4 protein-coding genes are annotated in these 26262 nt (G+C 71.1%); 3 read left to right on the top strand and 1 reads right to left on the bottom strand.

The window, feature by feature from the left end:
- Positions 1–16: 16 nt before the first annotated feature.
- Positions 17–376 carry a hypothetical protein gene (locus tag L3Q65_RS27900; protein ID WP_237597073.1) on the top strand — a complete coding sequence of 120 codons (360 nt, stop codon included), beginning with the start codon at positions 17–19 and terminating at the stop codon, positions 374–376.
- A 585-nt stretch (positions 377–961) separates the two neighbouring features.
- Here L3Q65_RS27900 and L3Q65_RS27895 read toward each other — a convergent pair.
- On the bottom strand, positions 962–1714 hold the full coding sequence (locus tag L3Q65_RS27895; protein WP_182890201.1) for a TylF/MycF family methyltransferase: 753 nt from the start codon (positions 1712–1714) through the stop codon (positions 962–964).
- Positions 1715–2104: 390 nt separating this feature from the next.
- On the opposite strand from L3Q65_RS27895, the gene L3Q65_RS27890 reads away from it, so the two are divergent.
- Positions 2105–20860, top strand: coding sequence for a type I polyketide synthase (locus tag L3Q65_RS27890; RefSeq protein WP_237597072.1), 18756 nt, complete (start codon positions 2105–2107; stop codon positions 20858–20860).
- Positions 20809–26262 carry an SDR family NAD(P)-dependent oxidoreductase gene (locus tag L3Q65_RS27885; protein ID WP_370648227.1) on the top strand — a complete coding sequence of 1818 codons (5454 nt, stop codon included), beginning with the start codon at positions 20809–20811 and terminating at the stop codon, positions 26260–26262. Before L3Q65_RS27890 ends, L3Q65_RS27885 begins: the two co-directional genes overlap by 52 nt.

The raw sequence follows: 26262 nt of genomic DNA, 5'->3' as shown, positions 1-26262 counted from the left end.
CCGGGAAGATTTCACGTTGACCGAAGACTCCGACCTCACGGTCAGAGTGAGTCACCGGTTTCCCGGGGCAGACGTCGCGGCGGCGTTGGGGAAGGCTCTCCCGATCGTGGAATCGATCGGGGCTTCCGGTCTCCAATTCCTGGCCTCGGACGGTTCCTGCGAGGTCGTGATGTTCGCGGCCCGGCCCGTCGTTGAGGGAGAGAACCTGGAAACCAGCCTGCGCCGCATCGGGGCGACGGTGGCGGCACAGCTGGATCTGGATCCGGGTGCGTTGGTTCTGCGCGGCGCCGGCGAGGATCTCGTCGGCGCGCTTGAGCCTGGCGACGACAGCCGGCCGGTCGCGGTGCTGCGCAGGAGAGCGGCCGAGGAGGATTGATCGTTCCCGGGTGGCTTCTGGCCCGCCAGGCCGGGAGCCGCCCGGGTCGGCGGATCCGCCACAAGTGTTCCGCAGTTCCGTTGTCGGTGAACTGCACCGCCTGTGCACTGTCTGCTGTGGACATTTGGTCGACGCCCAGTACCTTCGCGCGGTCAGTCAACCGGACGGTGTCGAAGCGAGTAGTGCTCGCAGGGACCGTCAAGATGGAGTCGCAGTTGTCCGGCGAGCGAACGGTGCCGGGCGGGAGTTCGAGGAACGCGGTGGGAGAAAGCGGGGCGGCGTTGGGGCGTAGCAGCCTCCGGCCTAGCCCGACCGCGCCAGTGGCTTCAGCGGTCCCGGCGACGAAGCGTCAGCATGGAGACCAGCCTCCACTCGGGCGTTGCAACGCTGTAGAACACCGGTGGTGCGCGGCGGGCTTCTTGCCGGTGCCCGGCCGGTGTGTTTAACTACCGCCAGTGCCTGAGAGCGGGCGTGTTCAACCCCTGCGGAACCGGCACTTGAACAGCGTGCGCCAGCCAGGGACGGCGGTGTGACACGCGCTCGCCGCGAAGACTCGCGCGTGGCATACCTTCGCCCTCGGGCCGGTCAGGCGCCTCGCCGCCAGAACACGCTGTAGTCGTCGATCGCTTCCAGCGGGTCTTCGATGCCCTCGGTCTCCCGGAACTCCTCGACCGCCTTGCGGCAGGCCGGGATCACGTAGTCGTCGATGATCACGAACCCGCCGGGGGACAGCTTCGGATACAGGTTGACCAGTGCGTCCATCGTCGACGAGTAGAGGTCGCCGTCGAGGCGCATGACGGCGAGCTTCTCGACCGGCGCGGTCGGCAGGGTGTCTTCGAACCAGCCGGGAAGGAACTGGACCTGGTCGTCGAGCAGGTCGTAGCGCGCGAAGTTGTCCCGCACGGTTTCCATCGAGACGCCGAGCACCTCGTTGGACTGGTGCAGGGCCATCTCCTGGTCCATCGGATGCCCGTCCGGGCCGGTGTCGGGAATGCCCTCGAAGGAATCCGCCAGCCAGACCCGGCGGTCGGAAACGCCGTGCGCCTTCAGGATTCCGCGCGCGAAGATGCAAACCCCGCCGCGCCAGACGCCCGTTTCGATGAAGTCCCCCGCGACCCCGTCCGCGAGCGCCTGTTCCAGACAGTGCCGGACGTTGCGGATCCGCTTGAGCCCCACCATGGTGTGCGCGGTGCTGGGCCAGTCGAGCCCGTTCTCCCGGTGCTCGCGGGTGAAGGACGTCTCGGGAACCCAGGCGTTCGGCGTGGGGGCGTCGCCGTAGATCATGTTGGTGACCACCTTCTCCAGGAGGTCGAGGTACAGCTGGCCGCTGGCTTCCATTTTCGGTCCTTTCTCGGGGCCGTCGCCGGTGTTCTCCACGATTGCGACTGGGCGTCGTGGTCGCAAGGCGACGATTGTGCGGACGAGCGGAAGGGCGGATCGGCCGCCTTTACGGGCGACAGGGCGGCACGTAAGCTGCGGAAGATCACGCAAGCCGGGCGAGACTGACGGAAATCGGCATCACCTGCACTGGGGCTGGCGAACTTGACGACGAAATATTAAAATAACCGGTTTTGATTTCGCGGGCCGCATCGAGCATTCGTTCGCAGTGTCGCGGCCAGGCCCGATGCTGCCGAGATCCGGCGACGACTGCGCGCGCGGAACGCCGCGGTTCGTCGCTGCTGCTGTGATGTGCCAACGACGTGCGGATTGTGGGGGTCGAGTACTGCCGTGACAGATCTGTTTCGCGCGGGAAACTCCATGCCGGATCTGACCGGCGAGGAGATCGCGGTCGTCGGTATCGCGTGCAGGCTGCCGGGGGCCGCCGGGCCGGCCGCGCTGTGGCGATTGCTCGAAAATGGCTCGGACGCTATCGTCGAAGTCCCGGCCGGCCGATGGGATGTCCGCGATTTTCCCGAAAAGGGAAACGCGGAATATCGCCGAGGTGGTTTCCTGGACGCGATCGACCGATTCGATCCCGCCTTTTTCGGCATCTCGCCGGGCGAGGCCGTGGCAATGGATCCGCAGCAGCGGCTGATGCTCGAACTGGCCTGGGAAGCGCTCGAAGAAGCGGGTTTCGCCGCCGATCGCCTGCGCGGAAGCCGCACCGGGGTCTTCGTGGGCGCGAGTTCCGGGGATTACGAACGGTTGCTGCTGCGCGGCGGGCTCACGCACCACACTGCCACCGGAACCGGCCGCGGCATCATTTCCAACCGCGTCTCGTACGTGCTCGGCCTGCACGGCCCCAGCCTCACCGTCGATTCGGCACAGGCGTCTTCGCTGACGGCGGTGCACCTCGCGTGCGAGAGCCTGCGCCGGGGAGAGGCTTCGCTGGCGATCGCCGGCGGAGTGCACCTCGCCGTGACCCCGGAAAACACTGCCGCACTGGCGAAACTCGGCGCGTTGTCGCCCTCTGGCCGGTGTTTTGTGTTCGACGCCAGGGCGGACGGGACGGTCCTCGGCGAGGGCGGCGGGGCGGTCGTGCTCAAGCCGCTTTCCCGCGCGATCGAGGACGGCGACCTCGTGCACTGCGTGATCCGCGGCAGCGCGGTGAACCACGACGGCGGGGGCAACGGGCTGACCGATCCGAATCCCGTCGCACAGGAAGAAAACCTGCGCTCGGCGTACTGGAGCGCGGGCGTGGCTCCCTCGGCCGTGCAGTACGTGGAACTGCACGGCACCGGCACCAAGGCGGGCGATCCCGTCGAGGCCGCCGCGCTGGGCGCGGTGCTGGGCGCTGAGCGAGACCCCGGATTCCCGCTGCGCGTCGGCTCGATCAAGACCAACATCGGTCATCTCGGCGCGGCCGCGGGGATCGCCGGGCTGCTCAAGGCAGTGCTCGCGATCAAGCACCGGAGGATTCCGCCAAGCCTCAACTACGAGACCCCGAATCCGGCGATTCCCTTGCCGGAATGGGGTTTGCGGGTACAGAACGAACTGGCTGACTGGCCGAGGGCGGACCAGCCGCTGGTCGCGGGAGTGAGCGCGTTCGGCATGGGCGGCGCCAACTGTCACGTCGTGCTAGCCGAGCCGCCGACGCCGGAAGCACCCGAGACGGAGACCGCGAAGGTACCGGTGCCGTGGGTGGTTTCCGGCCGGTCTGAGGCGGCGTTGCGCGCGCAGGCGGCGGTCTTGGCTGAGCACGTCCGCGAGCATCCGGAACTGGCGACGGCGGACGTGGCGTACTCGCTGGCCGCGAAATCGGCGTTCGAGCAGCGCGCCGTCGTGGTCGGGGACGATCGTGCGGACTTGGTTGCTGGGCTGAACGCGGTGGCCACCGGCGGCGCGCACCCGGACGTGGTGCGCGGTGCCGCGGACGCCACCGGGCGGACTGTGCTGGTGTTCTCCGGCGCGGGCGGGCAGTGGAAGGGCATGGGCGCCGGCCTGTGGGAATCGTCGCCGGTGTTCGCGGAATCGGTCGCGGCGTGCGCGGAAGCGTTCGAGCCCTACCTCGACTGGTCGTTGATCGACGTCGTGCGGGGCCGTCGAGGAGCGCCGCCGTTGTCGCGGGTCGACGTAGTGCAGCCCGCGCTGTTCACGGTGATGGTGTCGCTGGCGGCGGTGTGGCGCTCGCTGGGCGTCGTGCCGTCCGCGGTGATCGGCCATTCGCAAGGCGAGATCGCCGCGGCGCACGTCGCCGGGGCGTTGGCGCTCGAGGACGCGGCGCGGCTGATCGCCTCGCGCAGCCAGCTCATCGCGGCGAAGCTGTCCGGACACGGCGCGATGCTGTCGGTGTCCGCGCCGGTGGCCGACGTCGAGCGGCTGCTGGCGGAAGCGGGCGACGGGGTGGCCGTCGCCGCGGTGAACGGGCCCCGCACGGTCACGGTCGCGGGCAGTCCGGAGGCGATCGACCGGTTGGCCGAGACCCTGGCGGAGACCGGGGTGCGGGCGGCCCGCATCCAGGCGGACTTCGCCTCGCATTCGCCGCAGATCGAGTCGGTTCGCGCCGAGTTGCGAGACGCGGTCGCCGAAATCGCGCCGCGGAGCACGCCGATCCGGTTCTGCTCGACGGTGACCGGCGGGTTCCTGGACACCGCCGAATTGGACGCGGACTACTGGTTCCGGAACCTCCGCCAGACCGTGCGTTTCGACGAGGCCGTGCGCACCTTGCTGGACGAGGGTTTCGACGTCTTCGTCGAACCCGGGCCGCACCCCATGCTCTCGGTCCCGGTCCAGGAGATCGCCGACGACCATGGCGCGCAGGTCGCCGCCGTGCACACCCTCCGCCTCGGCGAAGGCGACCACCAGCGGCTGCTGTCCTCGGCCGCGGAGGCGCACGTTCGCGGCGTCCGGATCGACTGGGCCGCCGCCCTGCCCGCGGCCCGCCGGGTCGACCTGCCCACGTATGCCTTCCAGCGGGCGCGGTACTGGCCGGAACCAGCGGCGCTCGAACCGGGCGGGCGTCCGCTCGACGAGGAGTTCTGGGCCGCGGTGGACCGCGGCGAGCTGGCCTCCGTGCTGGACGTGGACGGCGCGACGACGCTGGACGCCGCGTTGCCCGCGCTGGCGGCCTGGCACCGCCGCAAGACCCATCTGTCCACAGTGGACTCCTGGCGGTATCGCGTCGGCTGGCGGCCGATCACCGGCCGGGCGGCGGAGGCTCTGGCTGGGCAATGGCTGGTGCTCGTGCCGCGAGGCTCGGCTGACGATCCGCGTGTCGAAGGGTGCGTTCGCGCGCTGACCGAGCGCGGCGCGCAAACCCAGGTGGCCGAGGTCAGCGAGCACGACACCGAGACGCTGCCCGAAGTGCTCGAATCCGCACCGTTCGCCGGGGTGTTGTCCCTGTGGGCCTTGGACGAGCGGCCGCATCCCCGGCAGCCGGCGCTCAGCGTGGGGCTGGCCGGGACGCTCGCGTTGATCCGGGCCGAGGCCGCACTCGCCGCTCCCGCGCGGATCTGGGCGGCGACGGCGGGCGCGGTGTCCGGTGCCAGCCCGGCGCAGGCCATGGTGTGGGGGCTCGGCCGGATCGCCGCACTTGAACACCCCGGTCGCTGGGGCGGGTTGATCGACCTGCCCGGCACCTTCGACGCCCGGGCCCGCGCCCGGCTGGCCGAAGCGCTGGGTGGCATCGAAGGGGAGGACCAGCTCGCACTGAGTGCGTCCGGATTGCTCGGCCGCCGCCTCGAACCCGCTCCGCTCGGCGAGGACAGCCGCGAGTCCTGGACGCCGCGCGGCACGGTCCTGGTCACCGGGGCGTCCGGGGAACTCGGACCGTCGATCGCCAGGTGGCTGGTCCGGCAGGGGGCCGAGCATCTGGTGCTGGTCAGCCGACGTGGCGAGGCGGCGGAGGGCATGGCCGCGCTACGCGAAGAGCTGGCTGCGCGGGTCACGATCGCCGCGTGCGACGTCAACGACCGCGACGCACTGCGAACGCTGTTGTCCGGCCTGGCCGCCGACGGCGACCAGGTACGGGCTGTGGTTCACGCGGCGGCGGTGCTGCGGCCGGCCACATTGGCCGAGACCAGCCCCGAGGAATTCGCCGAGAGCGTCGCGGCGAAGGCACTGGGCGCCGCCAACCTGGACGCCCTGCTCGGTGACCAGGAACTGGACGCGTTCGTGATGTTCTCGTCGGTCGCCGGGGTGTGGGGCGGTGCGGGCTTCGGCGCGTATGCCGCCGCGAACAGCTACCTCGACGCACTGGCCCGGCAGCGTCGCGAGGCCGGGCGCACCGCGACGTCCGTCGCGTGGGGAATGCTGGAGTCGCCGAACCCGCGCGAGCGCGAATCGGCACGCCGCCTCGGGCTGTCGTTCATGGACCTGGACACCGCGTTCGCCGGAATGGCGCAAGCGGTCGGACGCGGCGAGACCACGATCGTGATCACCGACGTCGACTGGGCGCGGTTCGTTCCGGCCTTCGTTTCCAGCCGTCCCAGCAGCTTGTTCGACCAGGTGCCGTCCGCCGCTCGGGTCCTGCGGGACAGGGCGGATGCCGCCGAATCCGTCGTGACCGGTACCGAATTCGTCCGCGAGCTGACCGCGGCGGCAGGGGCCGCGCAGGAAGAGGCGCTGCTGGAACTCGTACGCTCCCGTGCCGCGGCGGTGCTCGGACGCGAGAACGCCGAGGCGATCAAGCCGGATCTGACCTTCCGCGAACTGGGCTTCGACTCGCTCACCGCGGTCGAACTGCGCAACCAGTTGGTCACCGCACTCGGGCGGCGGCTGCCCACGACCTTGCAGTACGACCATCCGACCCCGGCCGCGGTCAGCGTGTTCCTCCGCGCGGAGCTGTTCGGAACCGAAGCCGGGCCTGCCGGAGCGGCCGCGGTGCGCGCGGAGCCGGACGAACCGATCGCGATCGTGTCGATGGCCTGCCGTTTTCCGTCGGGCATCGACACTCCGGAAGCCTTCTGGGACCTGCTCGACGGAGGACGCGACGCCGTGTCCGCGTTCCCGGCCGACCGCGGCTGGCAGCTGTCGAACACCGGATACACCCGCGAGGGCGGCTTCCTGTCCGGCGCGGGAGAGTTCGATCCGGCGTTCTTCGGGATTTCGCCGCGTGAGGCGTTGGCGATGGATCCGCAGCAGCGCCTGCTGCTGGAGACGTCGTGGGAGGTCTTCGAACGGGCAGGCATCGACCCGGAGTCGTTGCGGGGCAGTGCGACCGGCGTGTTCGCGGGTCTGATGTATCACGATTACGGAGCCCGCCTCGGTGCGGTTCCTGATGGTGTGGCGGCCTATTTGGGCAATGGCAGCGCCGGGAGCGTCGCGTCCGGCCGGGTGTCGTATGTGTTCGGGTTCGAGGGGCCCGCGGTCACCGTCGACACGGCGTGTTCGTCGTCGTTGGTGGCCCTGCATCTGGCGGCGCAGTCGCTGCGGTCCGGCGAATGCTCGCTGGCGCTGGCCGGCGGGGCGACCGTGTTGTCGAATCCCGCGGTTTTCGAGGAGTTCGCGCGCAACGGCGGGCTGGCGTCGGACGGGCGGTGCAAGTCGTTCTCGGCGGCCGCGGACGGGGCCGGGTTCTCCGAGGGCGTGGGAATCCTTTTGCTGGAACGGCTTTCCGACGCGCGACGCAACGGACACGAGGTGCTGGCCGTGCTGCGCGGCAGTGCGGTGAACCAGGACGGCGCGTCGAACGGGCTGACCGCACCGAATGGTCCGTCGCAGCAGCGGGTGATCCGGGCGGCGCTGGCGAATGCCGGGCTGGAACCGTCTGCTGTGGACGCTGTCGAAGCGCACGGGACGGGCACCCGGCTCGGTGATCCGATCGAGGCGCAGGCGATCCTGGCGACTTACGGCCAGGACCGGGAGCAGCCGTTGTGGCTGGGCTCGGTCAAGTCGAACATCGGGCACACCCAAGCGGCGGCCGGGGTGGCCGGGGTGCTGAAGATGGTTTTGGCGATGCGGCACGGGATTTTGCCGCGGAGCCTGCATCTCGGCGCGCCGTCGTCGCATGTGGACTGGTCGGCCGGCGCGGTCGAGCTGTTGTCCGAAGCCAGGGAATGGCGTGCGGACCGGCCACGCCGGGCGGGGGTTTCGTCGTTCGGGATCAGCGGGACGAACGCACACGTGATCGTCGAGCAGGCACCGGACGCTGTGCCGCCGCGGGATCAGCCGGACCGCGAGCTGGCCGTCGTGCCGTGGGTGCTCTCGGCCAAGACCCCAGAAGCGTTGCGGGACCAGGCGAGCAGGCTCGCCTCGGCTGCCGGGCAGCCGGCGCTGGACGTGGCGTTCTCGCTGGCTGCCGGGCGGGCCGCGCTGGACCATCGCGCGGTCGTGACCGGCGAGAACACTGCGGAGCTGCTGGCCGGACTGGACTCGCTCGCCGGAGCCGGGAAGCCGGTCGAGGGCAAGACCGCGTTCGTGTTCGCCGGCCAGGGCTCGCAGCGGCCAGGAATGGGCCGCGAGCTGTACGAGCGGTTCCCCGTGTTCGCCGAAGCGTTCGACGCGGTGTGCGAGCGATTCGATCGGTCTTCGGCGCGGGCGCTGCGGGATGTGGTGTTCGCCGCCGACGGCTCGCCAGCCGCGGACTTGGTCCACCAGACGGAGTGGACCCAGATCGGGCTGTTCGCGGTCGAGGTCGCGCTGGCCCGGTTGCTGGAGTCGTGGGGGATCTCCCCGGATTTCGTGGGCGGGCATTCGGTGGGCGAGCTGGCGGCGGCGCATCTCGCCGGGGTCCTCGACCTGGCCGACGCCGTCGCGCTGGTCGCGGCGCGCGGCCGGTTGATGCAGGCTCTCCCGGCGGGCGGGGCCATGGCGGCGATCCAGGCCGACGCGGCCGAAGTCGCGCCGATGCTGTCCGGTCCGGACGCACGGGCGAGCCTCGCGGCGGTCAACGCGCCCGGTTCGGTGGTGGTTTCCGGCGACGAGGACCGAGTGCTGGAGATCGCCGGGCACTGGGAAGCACGCGGACGGCGGGTCAAACGCCTGCGGGTGAGTCACGCGTTCCACTCGCATCGGATGGACGGGATGCTGGCGGAGTTCCGCCGGGTCGCCGAGGGCGTCGAGTACCGCGCACCGCGCGTTCCGGTCGTGTCCAATGTGTCCGGTGAGCTGATCGCCGAGTTTTCGGCCGAATACTGGGTGCGGCACGTGCGGGAGACCGTGCGGTTCGGCGACGGGGTCCGCACGCTGGCGGCGCGGGGTGTGGCGCGATTCGTCGAGATCGGCCCCGGCAGCGTGCTGACCGCGATGATCGGGGATTCCCTCGACTCCGACGCGGCGCTGATTCCGGTGTTGCGCAAGGACCGCGACGAGCCGACGGCGTTGACTGAGGCTGTCGGCCGGTTGTTCGTCTCCGGTTCCACAGTGGACTGGAACGCGTTCTTCGCGGGTACCGGCGCGCGCCGGGTTTCGCTGCCGACGTATGCCTTCCAGCGGCAGCGGTACTGGCTCATGCCGAACCTCGCCGGAGACGCTCGCGGCATGGGGCTGGCTCCGGCCGAGCATCCGCTGCTGAGCGCGGCGCTGCCGTTGCCGGATTCGGACGGCGTCGTGCTGACCGGCAGGTTGTCGGCGGAGACCCAGCCGTGGCTGGCCGAGCACGTGGTGCGGGGCTCGGCGCGGTTCCCGGCGGCGGGGTTCGTGGAGCTGGCGGTGCGGGCGGCCGACCAGGCCGGATGCGCGGCGCTGGACGAGCTGACGGTGCGGACGCCGCTGGTGCTGCCGCCGCGTGGCGGGGTTCAGGTCCAGGTCAAGGTGGGCGAGCCCGCGGCGGGCGGCGTTCGGCCGGTGGCGGTGTATGCCCGTCCGGACGGCTCGGATCAGCCGTGGATCCAGCACGTCGACGGCTTCGTTTCGCCGGGCGGGACCGCGCCGGAGTTCGAGCTGGCGGAGTGGCCGCCGCGCGGCGTGTCCGCCGTTCCGATCGAGGACTTCTCTCGCGGCAAGGCCGACTTGGGGTTGTCGTTCGGCCCGATGTTCCAGGGGCTGACCGCGGCGTGGCGGCAGGGCGACGTCGTATACGCCGAGGTTGCCTTGCCCGACGAGACCGACGCCGGCGCGTTCGCGCTGCATCCGGCGCTGCTGGACTCGGCGGTGCACCTCGGGGCCGAGGCTGATCGGTTGGCGGCTTCCTGGTCCGGCGTGACCGTGTACGCCTCGGGTGCGTCGAGCTTGCGGGTGAAGCTTTCTCCCGTCGGCCCGGACGAGGTCTCGGTCGAACTCGCTGATGCGGCGGGTGCGCCGGTGGCGGCTGTCGACTCGGTAAAGCTGCGGCCCGCGGAGCAGCTGGGACGTCCGGCCGGATTCGTGGAGTCGTTGTTCGGCTTGGAGTGGGCCGAGGTGGCGCCGGGTGCCGCGGCCGAGACTGGCGGCTGGGCGGTGCTGGGCGAGCTTGGCATCGAGGCCGACCGGTACCCGGATCTGGCCGCGCTGGTGGACAGCGGGGCTACTCCGGACGTGGTGTTCGTGGAGTGCCGTCCGCCGGCTGAACTCTTGGCAGTGGCACAGACCTGGCTGGGGACGGCGCGGTTCGCGGATTCGCGGCTGGTCGTGGTGACGCGCGGGGCGGTGGCCGCGGAGCCGGACGAGAGCGTCCGGGATCTCGCGGCGGGCGCGTCGTGGGGGTTGGTGCGGTCGGCGCAGTCGGAGAGCCCGGGCCGGTTCGTGGTGCTCGACCTCGACGACAGCCCGGCCTCGCTGGAGCGGTTGCCCGAGGTGCTGAACCTCGGCGAACCGCAGCTCGCGGTGCGCGCCGGCGTGGTGCGAGTGCCGAGGCTGGCGCGCGTACTGGCCGAAGAGGGTTCGGCCGCGGAGCTGGCTTCTGAGGGAACAGTGCTGATCACTGGCGGCACCGGTGCGCTGGGCGGTCTGGTGGCCCGGCATCTCGTGGCTGAGCACGGGGTCCGGCATCTGGTGCTGGTCAGTCGCCGCGGCGCGGACGCACCGGGAGCCGCGGAGCTGACCGCCGAGCTGGCTGCGCTCGGCGCGGAAGCGACGGTGGCGGCTTGTGACGCCGCGGACCGTGCCGCGCTGGCGCGGGTGCTGGCCGCGATTCCGGCCGAGCATCCCTTGACCGGCGTCATCCACACCGCCGGCGCCTTGGACAACGGTCTCCTCGAGTCGTTGACCCCGGATCGGGTGGCGGCGGTGATGCGGCCGAAGGCCGACGCGGCGCTGAATCTGCACGAGCTCACTCGCGGGCACGACCTGCGCGCGTTCGTCCTGTTCTCCTCGATCGCGGGCCTGATCGGCGGGCCCGGGCAGGGCAACTACGCCGCCGCGAACGCGTTCCTGGACGCGCTCGCGCAGCAGCGCCGGGCGCAGGGTCTCCCGGCGGTGTCGCTGGCGTGGGGCGTGTGGGAGCGCTCCGGCGGCATGGTGGATCTGCTGGGCAAGACCGACCTCGCGCGGCTGGCCCGGGACGGGATCCGGCCGTTGTCGGACGAGGAAGGCCTCGCGCTGTTCGACGCGGCACTCGGCAGTGCTCGCGCGCTCCTCGCGCCGGTGCCGCTCGATCTGAGCGCGGTCAGCGGCTCGCTCTTCCGGGGGCTGGTCCGGCGACCGGTCCGGCGTTCCGCCGCCGGACGACCCGCGGAGTCCTCGCTTGAGCAGCGGCTGGCGGGCCAGTCCCGGAGCGACCAGGACCGGCTGCTGCTCGGCCTGGTGCGGGAAGAAACGGCGCGGGTACTGGGACACGGCTCGGCCGAGTCGGTCGAAGCGGCCAAGACCTTCCGGGAGCTGGGCGCCGATTCGCTGACCGCGGTCGAATTGCGCAACCGGCTGAACACGGTGACCGGGACCCGGCTGGCCTCCACCGTCGTGTTCGACCATCCCACCCCGCGCGCGCTCGCCGAGCACCTGCGCACGCTGCTGGCGGGAGCGGAAGCGCCGGTGACGGTTTCGGCAGGTGCGGTGGACGGCGATCCGATCGCGATCGTGGCGATGGGCTGCCGCTACCCGGGCGGCGTGAGTTCGCCGGAGCAGTTCTGGGACCTGGTCTCCAGCGAGGCCGACGTGATCGCGGGATTCCCCGGCAACCGCGGCTGGGACGTGGAAGGACTGTACGACCCGGATCCGGAACACCGCGGCACCAGTTATGCCCGCGAGGGCGGATTCCTTTACGAGGCAACGGACTTCGACGCGCGGTTCTTCGGGATCAGTCCGCGCGAGGCGGTGGCGATGGATCCGCAGCAGCGGTTGGTGCTGGAGACGTCGTGGGAGGTGTTCGAACGGGCGGGCATCGATCCGGATTCGTTGCGCCACAGCGCGACCGGAGTGTTCGTCGGGGCGGGTTCTTCCGGGTACGGAAGCTACGACCGGTCTGGCGACGAGGCCGAGGGGCATCGGATCACCGGGAACGCGGCGAGTGTGCTGTCGGGCCGGTTGTCGTATGTGTTCGGGTTCGAGGGTCCTGCGGTGACGGTGGATACGGCGTGTTCGTCGTCGTTGGTGGCGTTGCATCTCGCCGTGCAGTCTCTGCGGTCGGGCGAGTGTTCGCTCGCCTTGGCTGGCGGGGTGACGGTGATGTCGACGCCTGAGACGTTTGTGGAGTTTTCCCGGCAGCGTGGGCTGGCTCCGGATGGTCGGTGCAAGCCGTTCGCTGAGGCGGCGGACGGTACTGGCTGGGGTGAGGGTGTTGGGCTGCTGTTGGTGGAGCGGTTGTCTGATGCTCGGCGGAACGGACACCGAGTGTTGGCGGTGGTGCGGGGTTCTGCGGTGAATCAGGATGGTGCGTCGAATGGGTTGACGGCGCCGAATGGTCCTTCGCAGCAGCGGGTGATTCGGGCTGCGTTGGCGAATGCCGGATTGACAACGTCTGATGTGGACGCTGTGGAGGCGCACGGGACGGGGACTCGGCTCGGTGATCCGATTGAGGCGCAGGCTCTTTTGGCGACTTACGGCCAGGGTCGTGACGAGCCGTTGTGGCTCGGGTCGGTGAAGTCGAACATCGGGCATACTCAGGCGGCGGCGGGTGTCGCTGGCGTGCTGAAGATGGTGCTGGCGATGCGGCACGGGATTTTGCCGCGGAGCCTGCACATTGATGCGCCTTCGTCGCATGTGGACTGGTCGGCGGGTGCGGTCGAGTTGCTGGCGGAGGCCCGGGAGTGGCCGGAAGCAGACCGGCCGCGGCGGGCGGGGATTTCCTCGTTCGGGATCAGCGGGACCAATGCGCACGTGATCGTGGAGCAGGTTCCGGACGCGCCCGTTGCGGATCCGGGCCGCGAATTGGCCGTGGTGCCGTTGGTCTTGTCGGGCAAGAGCGAGGCGGCGGTGCGGGATCAGGCTCGGCGGTTGGAGGGTCGGCTGCGGGACGGGACGAGTCTGACCGAGGTGGCGTTTTCGCTGGCGACGGCTCGGGCGGCATTGGCGCGCCGGGCCGCGGTGGTGGGGCGTGACCGGGACGAGTTGCTTCGCGGCCTCGACGCGGTGGCGGCGGGCGAGGTGCCTGCGGAGCTGGCTGCGGAGTCGGGGGATGTCGTTTTTGTGTTCCCGGGTCAGGGTTCGCAGTGGGTGGGGATGGCTCTGGGGTTGCTGGAGTCGAGTCCGGTTTTTGCGGCGCGTCTTGCGGAGTGTGCGGCGGCGTTGGAGTCTTTTGTGGACTGGTCGTTGCTGGACGTGTTGCGGGACGAGTCTGCGTTGGGGCAGCTCGACGTGGTGCAGCCGGTGTTGTGGGCTGTGATGGTGTCGCTGGCTGAGGTGTGGCGGGCGAATGGTGTGCGTCCGGCTGCGGTCGTTGGCCACAGTCAGGGCGAGATCGCGGCTGCGGTCGTGGCTGGTGGGTTGTCGTTGCAGGACGGTGCCCGGGTGGTGGCTTTGCGGAGCAAGGCGTTGACGGTGCTGTCCGGCAAGGGCGGGATGGTTTCGGTTGCCGAGCCGGTGGAGAAATTGCGGGAGCGGCTTGACCCGCGGGTCTCTGTCGCGGCGGTGAACGGTCCGGGCTCGGTGGTCGTCTCGGGCGACCCGGACGCGTTGGACGAATTGATCGCGGCGTGTGAGCGGGACGGTGTCCGGGCTCGGAAGGTTCCGGTCGATTACGCCTCGCATTCGGCGCACGTCGAAGAGATTCACGACGAATTGCGCGAGGTGCTGGCGTCCGTTGCGCCGCGATCCGGCGAGGTGCCGTTCTACTCGGCGGTGACGGGCGAACTCCTCGACACCGCGGCGATGGACGCGGACTACTGGTACCGCAACCTTCGCCAGACGGTGGAGTTCGAGCAGGCGACCCGGAAGCTGCTGGCCGCCGGCTACCGGGTATTCGTGGAGGTCAGCCCGCATCCGGTGCTGGTTCCCGGATTGCAGGAGACTCTCGACGACACGGCCGCGGCGGCGATCGGGACGCTGCGCCGGGGCGAGGGCGGCCTGGACCGGTTCACCGCGTCCTTGGGCGAGGCGTTCACCCGGGGCGCGACCGTCGACTGGGCCAGGTTCTTCGCCGGGACCGGCGCCCGCACCACCGATCTGCCCACCTATCCGTTCCAGCGCCAGCGCTACTGGCCGGAGCCGGTCGAACCGGCGGCGGCCGAACCGGTGGACGCCGAGTTCTGGGAGGCCGTCGAACGCGCGGATCTCGACGCGGTGGCCGCGACGCTGGCGGCCGAGGGCGACGAGGTGCGGTCGCTGGAGGCAGCGTTGCCGGTGCTGGCCTCTTGGCGGCAGCGGCGTCAGCAGGAGTCCGAAGTGGACCGGTGGCGCTACCGGGTGTCGTGGAAACGCCTTCCGGACGTCTCGGCCGCGTCGGCGCGGGGCACGTGGCTGGTCGTCGCTCCGGCCGAGCACGCCGAATGGGCCGCCGTGCTGGCGGACGGCATCGCGGGCCGCCTCGTGGTGCTCGGCGACGAGCCGATCGCGGACAAACTGGCCGAAGGCCCGGTGTCCGGAGTGCTGTCCTTGCTCGCATTGGACGACCGGCCGCTCGCGGAGTTCGGCGCGGTGCCGCGCGGGCTCGCCGCGACGGTGCGTCTTCTCCGTGATCTGACCACTATGGACAGTCAAACGCCACTGTGGACGGTGACCAGGGGTGCGGTCTCGGTGGATCGCTTCGACCCGCACAGCAGTTCGGCGCAGGCGATGGTCTGGGGTCTCGGCCGGGTCGCGGCGCTGGAGCATCCCGACCGCTGGGGCGGGTTGATCGACCTGCCGGACACGCTGGACGAGCGGGTGCTCTCCCGGTTGTCGGCGGTGCTCGGCGGAGCTGAGGACCAGGTGGCGGTGCGCGCGTCCGGGGTGTTCGGACGCCGGTTGGCGCGCGCCGGGGCCGCCCGGAACAGCGGCTGGCGGGCGCCGGCCACGGTGCTGGTGACCGGCGGAACCGGAGCGCTGGGCGCGCGGGTGGCGCGGTGGCTCGCCGGACGGGGCGCGGAGCATCTGGTGCTCGTGAGCCGCCGAGGGCAGGCGGCACCGGGTGCCGCGGAGCTCGAAGCGGAACTCGCCGCGCTCGGCGTCCGGGCGACGATCGTGGCCGGTGACGTCGCGGACCGGGCCGCGGCGGCTGATCTGCTCGACCGGTTCCCGGTCGACGGCATCGTGCACGCCGCGGGGGTGCTCGACGACGGGGTCGTCACGTCGCTGACCCCGGCCAGGATGAACGAGGTCCTGCGGGCGAAGGCGACCGCGGCGGTGAATCTGCACGAACTCACCCGGGACCGCGACCTGCGCATGTTCGCGCTCTTCTCCGCGACGTCGGCGGTCGTCGGCACCCCGGGGCTGGGCAACTACGCGCCGGGCAACGCGTTCCTGGACGCACTGGCCGGACACCGGCGGGCGAACGGGCTGGTCGCGACGTCGATCGCCTGGGGGCCGTGGGCGGACGGCGGCATGGCCGAGGGCGAGGTCGGCGAGGTATTCCGCCGTCACGGCGTCCCCGAGATGGCGCCGGACCTCGCGCTCGCCGCCCTCGACCAGGCGTTGAGCGACGACGAGACGAACCTCGTCGTCGCGGACATCGCCTGGGAGCGGTTCCGCGTCGCCTTCACCGCGACCCGGCCGAGCCCGCTGCTCGCCGACCTGCCCGATGTCCGGCAGCCGGAACAGGCCGCGGCGGACCCGGACGAAGCGTCCTTCGCGCAACGGCTGACCAGCGTGCCGGAAACCGAACAGGACCGGTTCCTGCTCGACGCGGTCCGTACGCAGGCGGCGATCGTGCTCGGCCATTCCGGTCCGGAGGAGGTCGAACCGCGCCAGGCGCTCAAGGACCTCGGCTTCGACTCGGTGACCGCGGTCGAACTCCGCAACCGGCTGAACACCGTCACCGGGTTGCGGCTGCCCGCGACGCTGGTCTTCGACTACCCGACGCCGGTCGCGATCGCGGGATACCTGCGCGCCGAACTGCTCGGCGCCGAGTCGCCCGCCGAGGCACCGGCGGTGGCCAGGTCCGAGGAACCGCTGGCGATCGTCGGGATGGCGTGCCGCTTCCCCGGCGGCGTGCGGTCGCCGGAGGACCTCTGGCGGGTGCTCGCCGACGAGACCGACACGATCTCCGCGTTCCCGGCCGACCGCGGCTGGGATCTCGAGGCCCTCTACGACCCGGATCCGGACGGCGACGGCACCAGCTACACCCGGGAAGGCGGGTTCCTGTCCGGCGCGGCCGAATTCGACGCGACGTTCTTCGGCATTTCGCCGCGCGAGGCGCTGGCGATGGACCCGCAGCAGCGGTTGCTGCTGGAAACCTCGTGGGAGGCCTTCGAACGGGCCGGGATCGTCCCGGAAACCCTGCGCGACGCCGGGGTTTTCGCCGGGACCAGCGGCCAGGACTACCTGCAGCTGATGGCGATGGGCTCGGGGGAATCGGCGGGGCACGTGGGCACCGGCAACTCGCCGAGCGTGCTGTCCGGACGGCTTTCCTATCTCTTCGGGTTCGAGGGACCCGCGGTCAGCGTCGATACCGCCTGCTCGTCGTCGCTGGTGGCGTTGCATCTCGCGGCGCAGTCGCTGCGGTCAGGGGAATGCTCGCTGGCGCTGGCCGCGGGTGTGATGGTGATGTCGACCCCGGGGATCTTCACCGAATTCTCCCGCCAGCGGGGCGTGGCCCCGGACGGCCGGTGCAAGCCGTTCGCGGCGGCCGCCGACGGGGCGGGCTTCGCCGAGGGCATCGGGGTGCTGCTGGTGGAGCGGCTGTCGGACGCCCAGCGCAACGGGCACGAGGTGCTCGCGGTACTCCGGGGCAGCGCGGTCAACCAGGACGGCGCGTCCAACGGGTTGACGGCGCCGAACGGTCCTTCGCAGCAGCGGGTGATCCGGGCGGCACTGGCGAACGCCGGGCTTCAACCGTCCGAAGTGGACGCGGTGGAAGCACACGGCACCGGGACGAAGCTCGGCGATCCGATCGAGGCACAGGCCTTGCTGGCGACCTACGGGCAGGACCGGGACGAGCCGCTGTGGCTCGGGTCGGTCAAGTCGAATCTCGGGCACACCCAGGGTGCGGCGGGCGTGGCCGGCGTCATCAAGATGGTGCTGGCGCTGCGGCACGGGATGCTGCCGAAGAGCCTGCACATCGACGAACCGTCGGCGGAGGTGGACTGGTCGGCGGGCGCGGTGGAGTTGCTGGCCGAGGCCAGGGAGTGGCCTGCGGCGGGACGGCCGCGCCGGGCTGGGGTGTCGTCATTCGGGATCAGCGGAACCAACGCGCACGTGATCCTCGAACAAGCGCCGGAGCAACCCGTCGACACTCCGGCTGCGCCGCCGGTCTTGGCCGCGAACCCGCCTTGGGTGCTGTCCGCGAAGACCGACGCGGCCCTGCGAGAGCAGGCGCGGGCGCTCCGCTCCCTGGTGGACACAGAGCTGGATCTTGCTGATGCGGCAACGACTCTGGCCGCCCGCACGCGATTCGCCGAACGAGCCGTGGTGGTAGCCGCCGATCGGGCCGGACTCGCCGAAGGACTGGCCGCGCTCGCCGACGGGGACAGTTCGCCCGGGCTGGTCCGCGGCCGGGAACGCGACGCGGGCAAACGCGTCTTCGTGTTCCCGGGTCAGGGTTCGCAGTGGACGGGCATGGCGCTCGACCTGATGGACGCGTCACCGGTGTTCGCCGAGCGGATCGCGGAATGTGCGGCGGCCCTGTCGGAGTACGTCGACTGGTCGCTCACCGACGTGCTGCGCGGCGCGCCGGACGCGCCGCCGATGGACCGGGTGGACGTCGTCCAGCCCGCGTTGTTCGCGGTGATGGTTTCGCTGGCCGGATTGTGGCGTGCGTGCGGGGTCGAACCGGACGCGGTCGTCGGGCACAGTCAGGGCGAGATCGCGGCCGCCTGCGTGGCCGGCGCGCTGTCCCTTTCGGACGCGGCGAAGGTCGTGGCATTGCGCAGCAAGGCATTGCGTGAGCTGAGCGGCCGGGGAGCGATGATGTCGGTGGCGCTGCCGCTGGAGGAATTGCTGCCGAGGCTGGCGAAATGGGACGACCGGATTTCGGTCGCGGCGATCAACGGGCCGGGCTCGCTGGTGGTGTCCGGCGAACCGGACGCGGTGGAGCAGCTGCGAGCGGAACTGTCCGATGAGGACATCCGGGCGCGGAAGATTCCGGTGGACTACGCATCGCATTCGGCGCACGTGGACGAGATCCGCGCGGAGCTGGCCGGGCTGCTCGGTTCGATCGTCCCGCGCCCGGCGGAGGTGCCGTTCCTGTCCACCGTGACCGGTGACTGGCTGGACACCACCGCGCTCGACGCGGACTACTGGTTCCGCAACCTGCGCCAGACCGTGGAGCTGGAGAAGGCGACCCGGACGCTGGCGGACGACGGGTTCCGGGTCTTCGTCGAGGCAAGCCCGCATCCGGTGCTGACTCTCGCGCTTCAGGAAACCCTGGCCGCGCAGGAGGTGCCGGCAATCGTCGTGGGGTCGTTGCGGCGGAACGACGGTGCCGCGCAGCGCTTCTGCGCGTCGCTCGCGGAGGCGCACGTGCACGGGCAGCCGGTCGACTGGAGCGCGCTGTTCTCCGGTCGCCGGGTGGATCTGCCGACCTACGCGTTCCAGCGAGAGCGGTACTGGCCGGAAATCGAGCCCGCCGTCGCGCCCGCGTTCGCCGACGACCGGTTCTGGGACAGCGTCGAGGCACAGGACCACGAATCGCTCAGCACCTTGCTCAAAGTGGACGAAGCCGCGCTGAAGCCCGTGCTGCCCGCGTTGCGGTCCTGGCGCGAGCAAAGCCGCGATAAGTCTACTGTGGACAGCTGGCGGTACCGGGTGGAATGGCGTCCAGTCGCTGAAACCGCCCCCGGATCGCTGTCGGGCAGCTGGTCAGTGCTGGTGCCTTCGGGACACGAGGACAGCGAACTGGTGACGGCGGTCCTCGCCGAGTTGTCCGCGCACGGTGCCAAGGCAACGCCGGTGGTGCTCGACCCGACCGACCTGGACCGGGTGGCGCTCGCCGATCAGCTCAGCGGGGTGCTCGACGCGGAACCGCCGTCCGGGGTGCTGTCGCTGCTGGCGCTCTCCGAAGGACGCCATTCGCGGCACCGAGTCGAACTCGGCTTGGCGGCAACGGCGCTCGCGGTTCAAGCGCTCGCCGATGCCGGAGTGAAGGCGCGGCTGTGGTGCGTGACGCGCGGCGCGGTGTCCACCGGTGCGACGGATCCCTTGCCCAGCCCGGAACAGGCGCAGGTCTGGGGGCTCGGCCGGGTGGTCGCGCTGGAACACCCGGACAGCTGGGGCGGCCTGCTCGACCTGCCCGCCGCGTTCGACCAGCGCGCGCGGGACCGGTTCGCGAGCCTGCTGGGCGGTGACCAGGACGAGGTCGCGGTGCGGGCGTCGGGAACGTTCGCGCGGAGGCTGGTGCGTGCGCCGCAGCGGGACACCGATTCCACGGCGCGGTGGCAGCCGCGCGGAACCGTGCTGATCACCGGAGGCACCGGGGCACTCGGCTCGCGGGTCGCGCGGTCGCTGGCCCGCGACGGGGCGGAACACCTCGTGCTGACCAGCCGACGCGGTCCGGCCGCGGCTGGTGCGGCCGGGTTGCGGGCTGAACTGGAAGCATTGGGCGCTCAGGTGACCATCGCCGCGTGCGACGTGGCCGACCGGTCGGCGCTCGCCGCTCTGCTGGACGAGCACCCCGAGGTCCGGGCCGTCGTGCACACCGCCGGCGCGGTCTCGATGGCTCCGCTGGCCGAGACCGGTCTCGCCGATTTCGCCGAGGTGCTCGCCGCCAAGGTCGACGGGGCGCGCAACCTCGACGCCCTTCTCGGCGACCGGGAACTGGACGCGTTCGTGCTGTTCTCCTCCAACGCGGGCGTATGGGGCAGCGGCGGCCAGGGTCCTTACGCGGCCGCCAACGCGTTCCTGGACGCGCTCGCCCACCAGCGGCGCGACCGCGGGCTCGTGGCGACGTCGATCGCCTGGGGCGCCTGGGGCGAAACCGGCATGGCGGCGGAACGCTCGGCCGAGGAACAGTTGCGCCTGCGCGGTGTCCTCCCGATGCCGCCGGACCTCGCGCTCGAAGCGTTGCGTCAGGCCGTGGCCCGGGACGAGACGTTCCTGGCGGTCGCGGACGTCGATTGGGAACGCTTCGTGCCGCGCTTCGCCTCGGCCCGGTACCGGCCGCTGCTGGACGAACTGCCGGACGCACAACGGATCCTCGCGGCCGCCGAGCGATCCGCGCCCGGTGCCGACGGGGCAGGCTCGCTCGCGGGCCAGTTGGCCGGGCTGGCTCCGGGCGATCAGCAAGAGCTGCTGCTTGACCTCGTGCGTTCGACGGTGGCGGCCGTTCTTGGCCATCGCGGCGGCGACGCGGTCGATCCGGGACTGGCGTTCAAGGACCAGGGATTCGACTCGCTCACGGCGGTCGACCTGCGCAACCGGTTGAACGCCGCCACCGGACTCACGCTGCCGGTGACCGTAGTGTTCGACCAGCCGACCCCGGACGCGCTCGCCCGTTTGCTCCGCACCGAACTGGCAGGCGATCCGGAACAGGCGGTCGAGGCGGAGCTCGACCGGCTGGCGGACACGATCGCGGCGCTGGCCGGCCACGACGGGCAGCGCGAAACCGCGCGGGCGCGGCTGACCGCGTTGCTGCGCACGCTGGACGACGGCAAGGAGGCGAACGAGCTTTCCGCGTCCGAACTCCTGGAATCCGCCTCGGACGAGGAGGTCTTCGATTTCGTCGACAACGAGCTCAGCTGACCAGCACTCCCAGCCGACCCCGGACAAGGCAGGGTTCCATGTCGAATGACGCCAAACTCCGCGAGTACCTCAAGCGGGTGGCCGCGGACCTCCACGACACTCGCCGGCAGCTGCGCGAGCTGCGGAACAGCGAGCACGAACCGATCGCCGTCGTCGGGATGGGCTGCCGTCTTCCCGGCGCGCGGACCCCGGAGGAATTCTGGGCGTTGCTGCACGAGGGCCGGGACGCGCTCGCCGGTTTCCCGGACGACCGCGGCTGGCCGCTCGAGGAGCTCTACGATCCGGACCCGGACAAGTCCGGGAAGTCGTATGTCCGCACCGGCGGATTCGTCGACGCCGCCACCGAGTTCGACGCCGGGTTCTTCGGAATCAGCCCGCGTGAGGCGGTGGCGATGGATCCGCAGCAGCGGTTGCTGCTGGAGACGTCGTGGGAGGTGTTCGAGCGAGCCGGGATCGCGCCGGATTCGTTGCGAGGCAGTGCGACGGGTGTGTTCATCGGTGCCGGGCACTCCGGGTACGACAACGGGTTCGCCGGGAACTCCGAGGCCGACGGCCATGTGCTGACCGGCAGTTCGGGTGCGGTCTCCTCGGGGCGGCTGTCGTACGTGTACGGGTTCGAGGGCCCGGCGGTCACCGTGGACACGGCTTGTTCTTCTTCGCTGGTGGCGTTGCACCTGGCGGTGCGGTCGCTGCGGTCCGGGGAATGCTCGCTCGCGCTGGCGGGCGGCGCGACCGTGATCTCGACCCCTGCCGCGTTCGTCGAGTTCTCGCGGCAGCGCGGGCTGGCTGCCGACGGCCGGTGCAAGCCGTTCGCCGAGGCGGCGGACGGCACCGGATTTTCCGATGGCGTGGGCCTGCTTCTCGTGGAGCGGTTGTCGGATGCTCAGCGCAATGGACACCAGGTGCTGGCGGTGGTGCGCGGCAGCGCGGTGAACCAGGACGGCGCGTCGAACGGCCTGACGGCGCCGAATGGTCCGTCGCAGCAGCGGGTGATCCGGGCGGCGCTGGAGAACGCCGGCCTTGAACTGTCCGATGTCGACGCCGTCGAGGCACACGGCACCGGGACGACGCTCGGCGATCCGATCGAGGCCCAGGCCTTGCAGGCTACCTACGGGAAGGACCGGGAACAGCCGTTGTGGCTGGGCTCGGTGAAGTCCAATATCGGGCACACCCAGTCTGCGGCCGGGGCAGCAGGCGTGCTCAAGATGGTTCTCGCGCTGCGGCACGGAATGCTGCCGAAGAGCCTGCACATCGACGCGCCTTCGGCCAACGTGGACTGGTCGGCCGGTTCGGTCCGGCTGCTGACCGAGGCCGTTCCGTGGCCCGAGTCGGATCGTCCGCGTCGGGCGGCGGTGTCGGCGTTCGGCGTGGGCGGGACCAACGCGCACGTGATCGTGGAGCAGGCTCCGGAACCGGAGGCCCAGGAGCCGGGCCGGGCGCTGGCCGCGGTGCCGTGGGTGCTGTCCGCGAAGAGCGAGGCCGCGTTGCGCGAGCAGGCGGCGCGGCTTGCGGAGCAGGTTCGTGCGCGGCCGGAGATCCGGCCGGTGGACGTGGCGTTTTCGCTGGCGACCGGACGGTCGGCGCTGGAACGGCGGGCCGCGGTGGTGGCTGGGGACCGGGACGGGCTGCTGACCGCACTGTCCGCGGTGGCGCGGGGAGACGAGCCCGCCACGCTGGCTGCTCAGGGCCGGATCGCGTTTTTGTTCTCTGGCCAGGGTTCTCAGCGGGCTGGGATGGGGAGGGAGCTCGCGGAGTCTTTCCCGGTGTTCGCGGATGCTTTCGCTGAGGTGTGCGCGGAGCTGGATCGCCATACCGACACACCGGTGCGCGAGGCGATAGGTGATCCGGGCCGGGTGGACGAGACCGGGGTGGCGCAGCCGGGGTTGTTCGCGTTTGAGGTGGCGTTGTTTCGGTTGTTGGAGTCGTGGGGTGTGTGCCCGGATTTTGTGGGTGGGCATTCGATTGGTGAGTTGGCTGCGGCGCATGTTGCTGGTGTGTTGTCGTTGGCGGATGCGGCGCGGTTGGTGGTGGCGCGGGGTCGGTTGATGCAGGCGTTGCCGTCTGGTGGCGTGATGTTGGCGGTGCAGGTTTCCGAGGACGAGGTTGAGCCTGGTCCTGGTGTGGCTGTTGCGGCGGTGAATGGTCCGCGTTCGGTGGTGCTCTCGGGTGACGAGGACGCGGTGGCGCGGTGGGAGTCGAAGGGGTTGCGGACGAAGCGGCTGAAGGTGAGTCATGCGTTTCATTCGCATCTCATGGACGGGATGCTGGACGAGTTTCGTGCGGTGGCCGAAGGGGTCGAGTTCAGCCAGCCGCGGATCCCGATGGTGTCGAATCTGACCGGCGCGCTGGTCACCGAGTTCTCCGCGGATTACTGGGTGCGGCATGTTCGGGACACGGTGCGCTTCTGCGACGGCGTTCGAACTCTGGAAGCCAGCGGTGCCGCCAAATTCGTTGAGATCGGCCCCACCAGCGCGTTGATCCCGATGGTGCAGGAAAGCTTGACCGCTGACGCCATTCTGGTCGCGGCCATGCGGAAGGACCGGCCCGAAACCCAAGCGGTGGTCGAGGCGGTCGCCGCGCTCCACGCGAATGGCGCTTCGGTGGACTGGAAGCAGTTCTTCGCGGGTACCGGCGCGCGGCGCGTCGACCTGCCGACGTACGCGTTCCAGCGCCGTCGTTACTGGCCGCGGCCTTCCGGCGCGGTCGGCGACGTGCGTTCGTTCGGCCTGGTCCCGGCGGAACACCCGTTGCTGGGCGCGGCCGTGCGGCTGCCGGAGCCGGCGGAAACCGTCTTCACCGGGCGGCTGTCCGCGGAAACCCAGCCGTGGCTGGCCGACCACGTGGTGCTCGGCAGCACGGTGGTGCCGGGGACGGTGCTGGTCGACCTAGCGGCGTGTGCGGGCGACCGGCTCGGCAGCGGGATGCTGGAGGAACTCGTCCTCGAGACGCCGCTGGTGCTGCCGGAGCAGGGCGGGGTGCGGATCCAGGTGGTGGTCGGCGCGGAGCAAGCGGGCCGCCGGCCGGTCGCCGTGCATTCGGCGAAAGCGGACGACGAACTCGGCACGGCCTGGACGCGGCACGCCACCGGGGTGCTGACCGTGGGCGCTCCGGAACCGGCGGCGAGCTTTGGCGCGTGGCCGCCCGCGAACGCCGCTCCGCTCGACGTCGGGGACGCCTACCAGCGACTGTCGGACGCGGGGCTCGACTACGGTCCCGCCTTTCAGGGGCTCACGGCGGCCTGGCGTCGCGGGGACGAGCTGTTCGCCGAGGTTCGAGCACCCGAAGCGGCGGAGGCGTTTGGCCTGCATCCCGCGCTGCTCGACGCCGCTCTGCACGTGACCGGGCTCGTCGGCGAGTCCGGGAAGACCTTGCTCCCGTTCTGCTGGAGCGGGTTCAGCCGGTACGCGACGGGTGCGTCCGCGCTTCGCGTACGGATCGTCGCGACGGGGCCGGACGAGGTGTCGGTCGAACTCGCCGATGACCGCGGCAACCCGGTCGCTGCGGTGCGGTCGCTGGCTTCGCGCCCGATCTCCGCGGAGGCGCTGCGGGCTGCCCGCCCGGACAGCGGCGGTTCGCTGTTCAGTCTCAAGTGGACAGAGGTGTCGCCCGCACCGGCTCCGGCCAGGCCGCGATGGGCGGTGTCCGGCCCCGGGCACGGACTGCTGGCCGGAATCGACGCCGAACGCGGCGACCTGGCCTCGATCGCGGAAACCGGACCGCCGGACGTGGTGTTCACCGAATCCGTCCCCGGCGCCACGGCGAGTGCGGCCACCGCGTCCGTCCTCGACGTGCTGCGGTCGTGGCTGGCCGACGAGCGGTTCGCCGCCTCCCGGCTGGTCGTGGTGACGCGGGGCGCGGTCGCCGTCGAGCAGGACGCGGCGGTGGCCGACCTCGCCGGAGCGGCGGTCTGGGGACTGGTGCGCTCCGCGCAGGCCGAGCATCCGGACCGGTTCACTCTGCTGGACCTCGACGACCAGGTCGGTTCGCTCGATCTGCTGCCCGCCGCGCTGGCCCTCGGCGAACCGCAGCTCGCGGTACGCGACGGCGTCGTGCGAGTGCCGAGGCTGGAACGGGCGTCCGCGACCGCGGGGGAACCGGGTTTCGCGCCGGAGGGCACCGTGCTCGTCACCGGCGGCACGGGAGCCTCGGGCCGCGCGGTGGCCCGGCATCTGGCGACCGAACACGGCATCCGGCATTTGCTGCTGGTCAGCCGGCGAGGCCTCGATGCCCCCGGGGCCAAGGAATTGGCGGACGAACTCGCCGAGTCCGGCACCGAGGTGACGGTCGCCGCGTGCGACGCCGCCGACCGGGCCGCGCTCGCGGACGTGCTGGAGCGGATCCCGCCGGAGCATCCGCTGACCGGCGTCGTGCACACCGCGGGCGTGCTCGACGACGGGGTGCTCGGATCGCTGACCCCGGACCGTCTCGACCCGGTGCTGCGCGCGAAAACCGACATCGCACTGAACCTGCACGAGCTCACCCGCGACCGGGACCTGGCCTGCTTCGTGCTGTTCTCCTCGGCCGCCGGGGTGCTCGGCGGCCCGGGACAGGCCAACCACGCGGCCGCGAACGCGTTCCTCGACGCGCTCGCCCAGACCCGCCGGGCGGCGGGTCTTCCGGCGGTGTCGCTGGCCTGGGGCCCGTGGAACCAGTCGGACGGCGAAACTGGCGCGTCCCGTGCGCAGGTCGATCCGCTTTCCCTCGCCGAAGGGCTGGCGCTGTTCGACATCGGGCTCACGGCTGGTTCCGCGGTGCTGGTCCCGGCTGCGCTCGAGCCCGCGCGGCTGCGGGCGCAGGCCGGCGCGGGCACGCTTCCGGCGATGCTGCGCGGGCTGGTCCGCGGCCCGGTGCGCACCGCGCCGGGCTCCGGCACCGCCGAGACCGACCTGCGGCAGCGCCTGACCGGCCGGTCCGCGGAGGAACAAGAGGCGCTGCTGGTCGCATTGGTGGCGAAGCACACCGCCGCGGTGCTCGGCTACGACCCGGCGGACCCGATCGACGACACCAGGGCATTCCAGGAACTGGGCTTGGATTCGCTGACCGCCGTCGAACTCCGCAACCGGTTGAGCGCGGCCAGCGGGCTGCGGTTGCCGGTGACGCTGGTGTTCGACTATCCGAAACCGTCCGTTCTGGCCCGGTACCTGCGCACCGAGTTGACTGAGGCGCAGGAGCGGAACGCTCTCGGCTCGGTCCTCGAAGACCTGGACCGCTTGGAAAACACCCTCTTGGCCGTCGCCGGGGACGCCGGCTCCGGCCGGTCGCAGGTGACGACGCGATTGGCCGCGCTGCTGGCGAAACTGTCCGGCGCGCCAGCGGATCCGGAGTCCGGCTCGCTGGCGGACCGGCTGGACGAAGCGACCGACGACGAACTCTTCGCACTGGTCGACGGCGCCGGCGGATGA

Origin of the sequence: Amycolatopsis sp. FU40 (assembly GCF_021903635.1) — a bacterium.
Lineage (GTDB): Bacteria > Actinomycetota > Actinomycetes > Mycobacteriales > Pseudonocardiaceae > Amycolatopsis > Amycolatopsis dendrobii.
This window is presented reverse-complemented; position numbering and strand designations above follow the sequence as displayed.

Bases quoted from the DNA above. Each gene is read 5' to 3' on its own strand.
- L3Q65_RS27895 (WP_182890201.1), bottom strand. From the start codon at position 1,714: ATGGAAGCCAGCGGCCAGCTGTACCTCGACCTCCTGGAGAAGGTGGTC.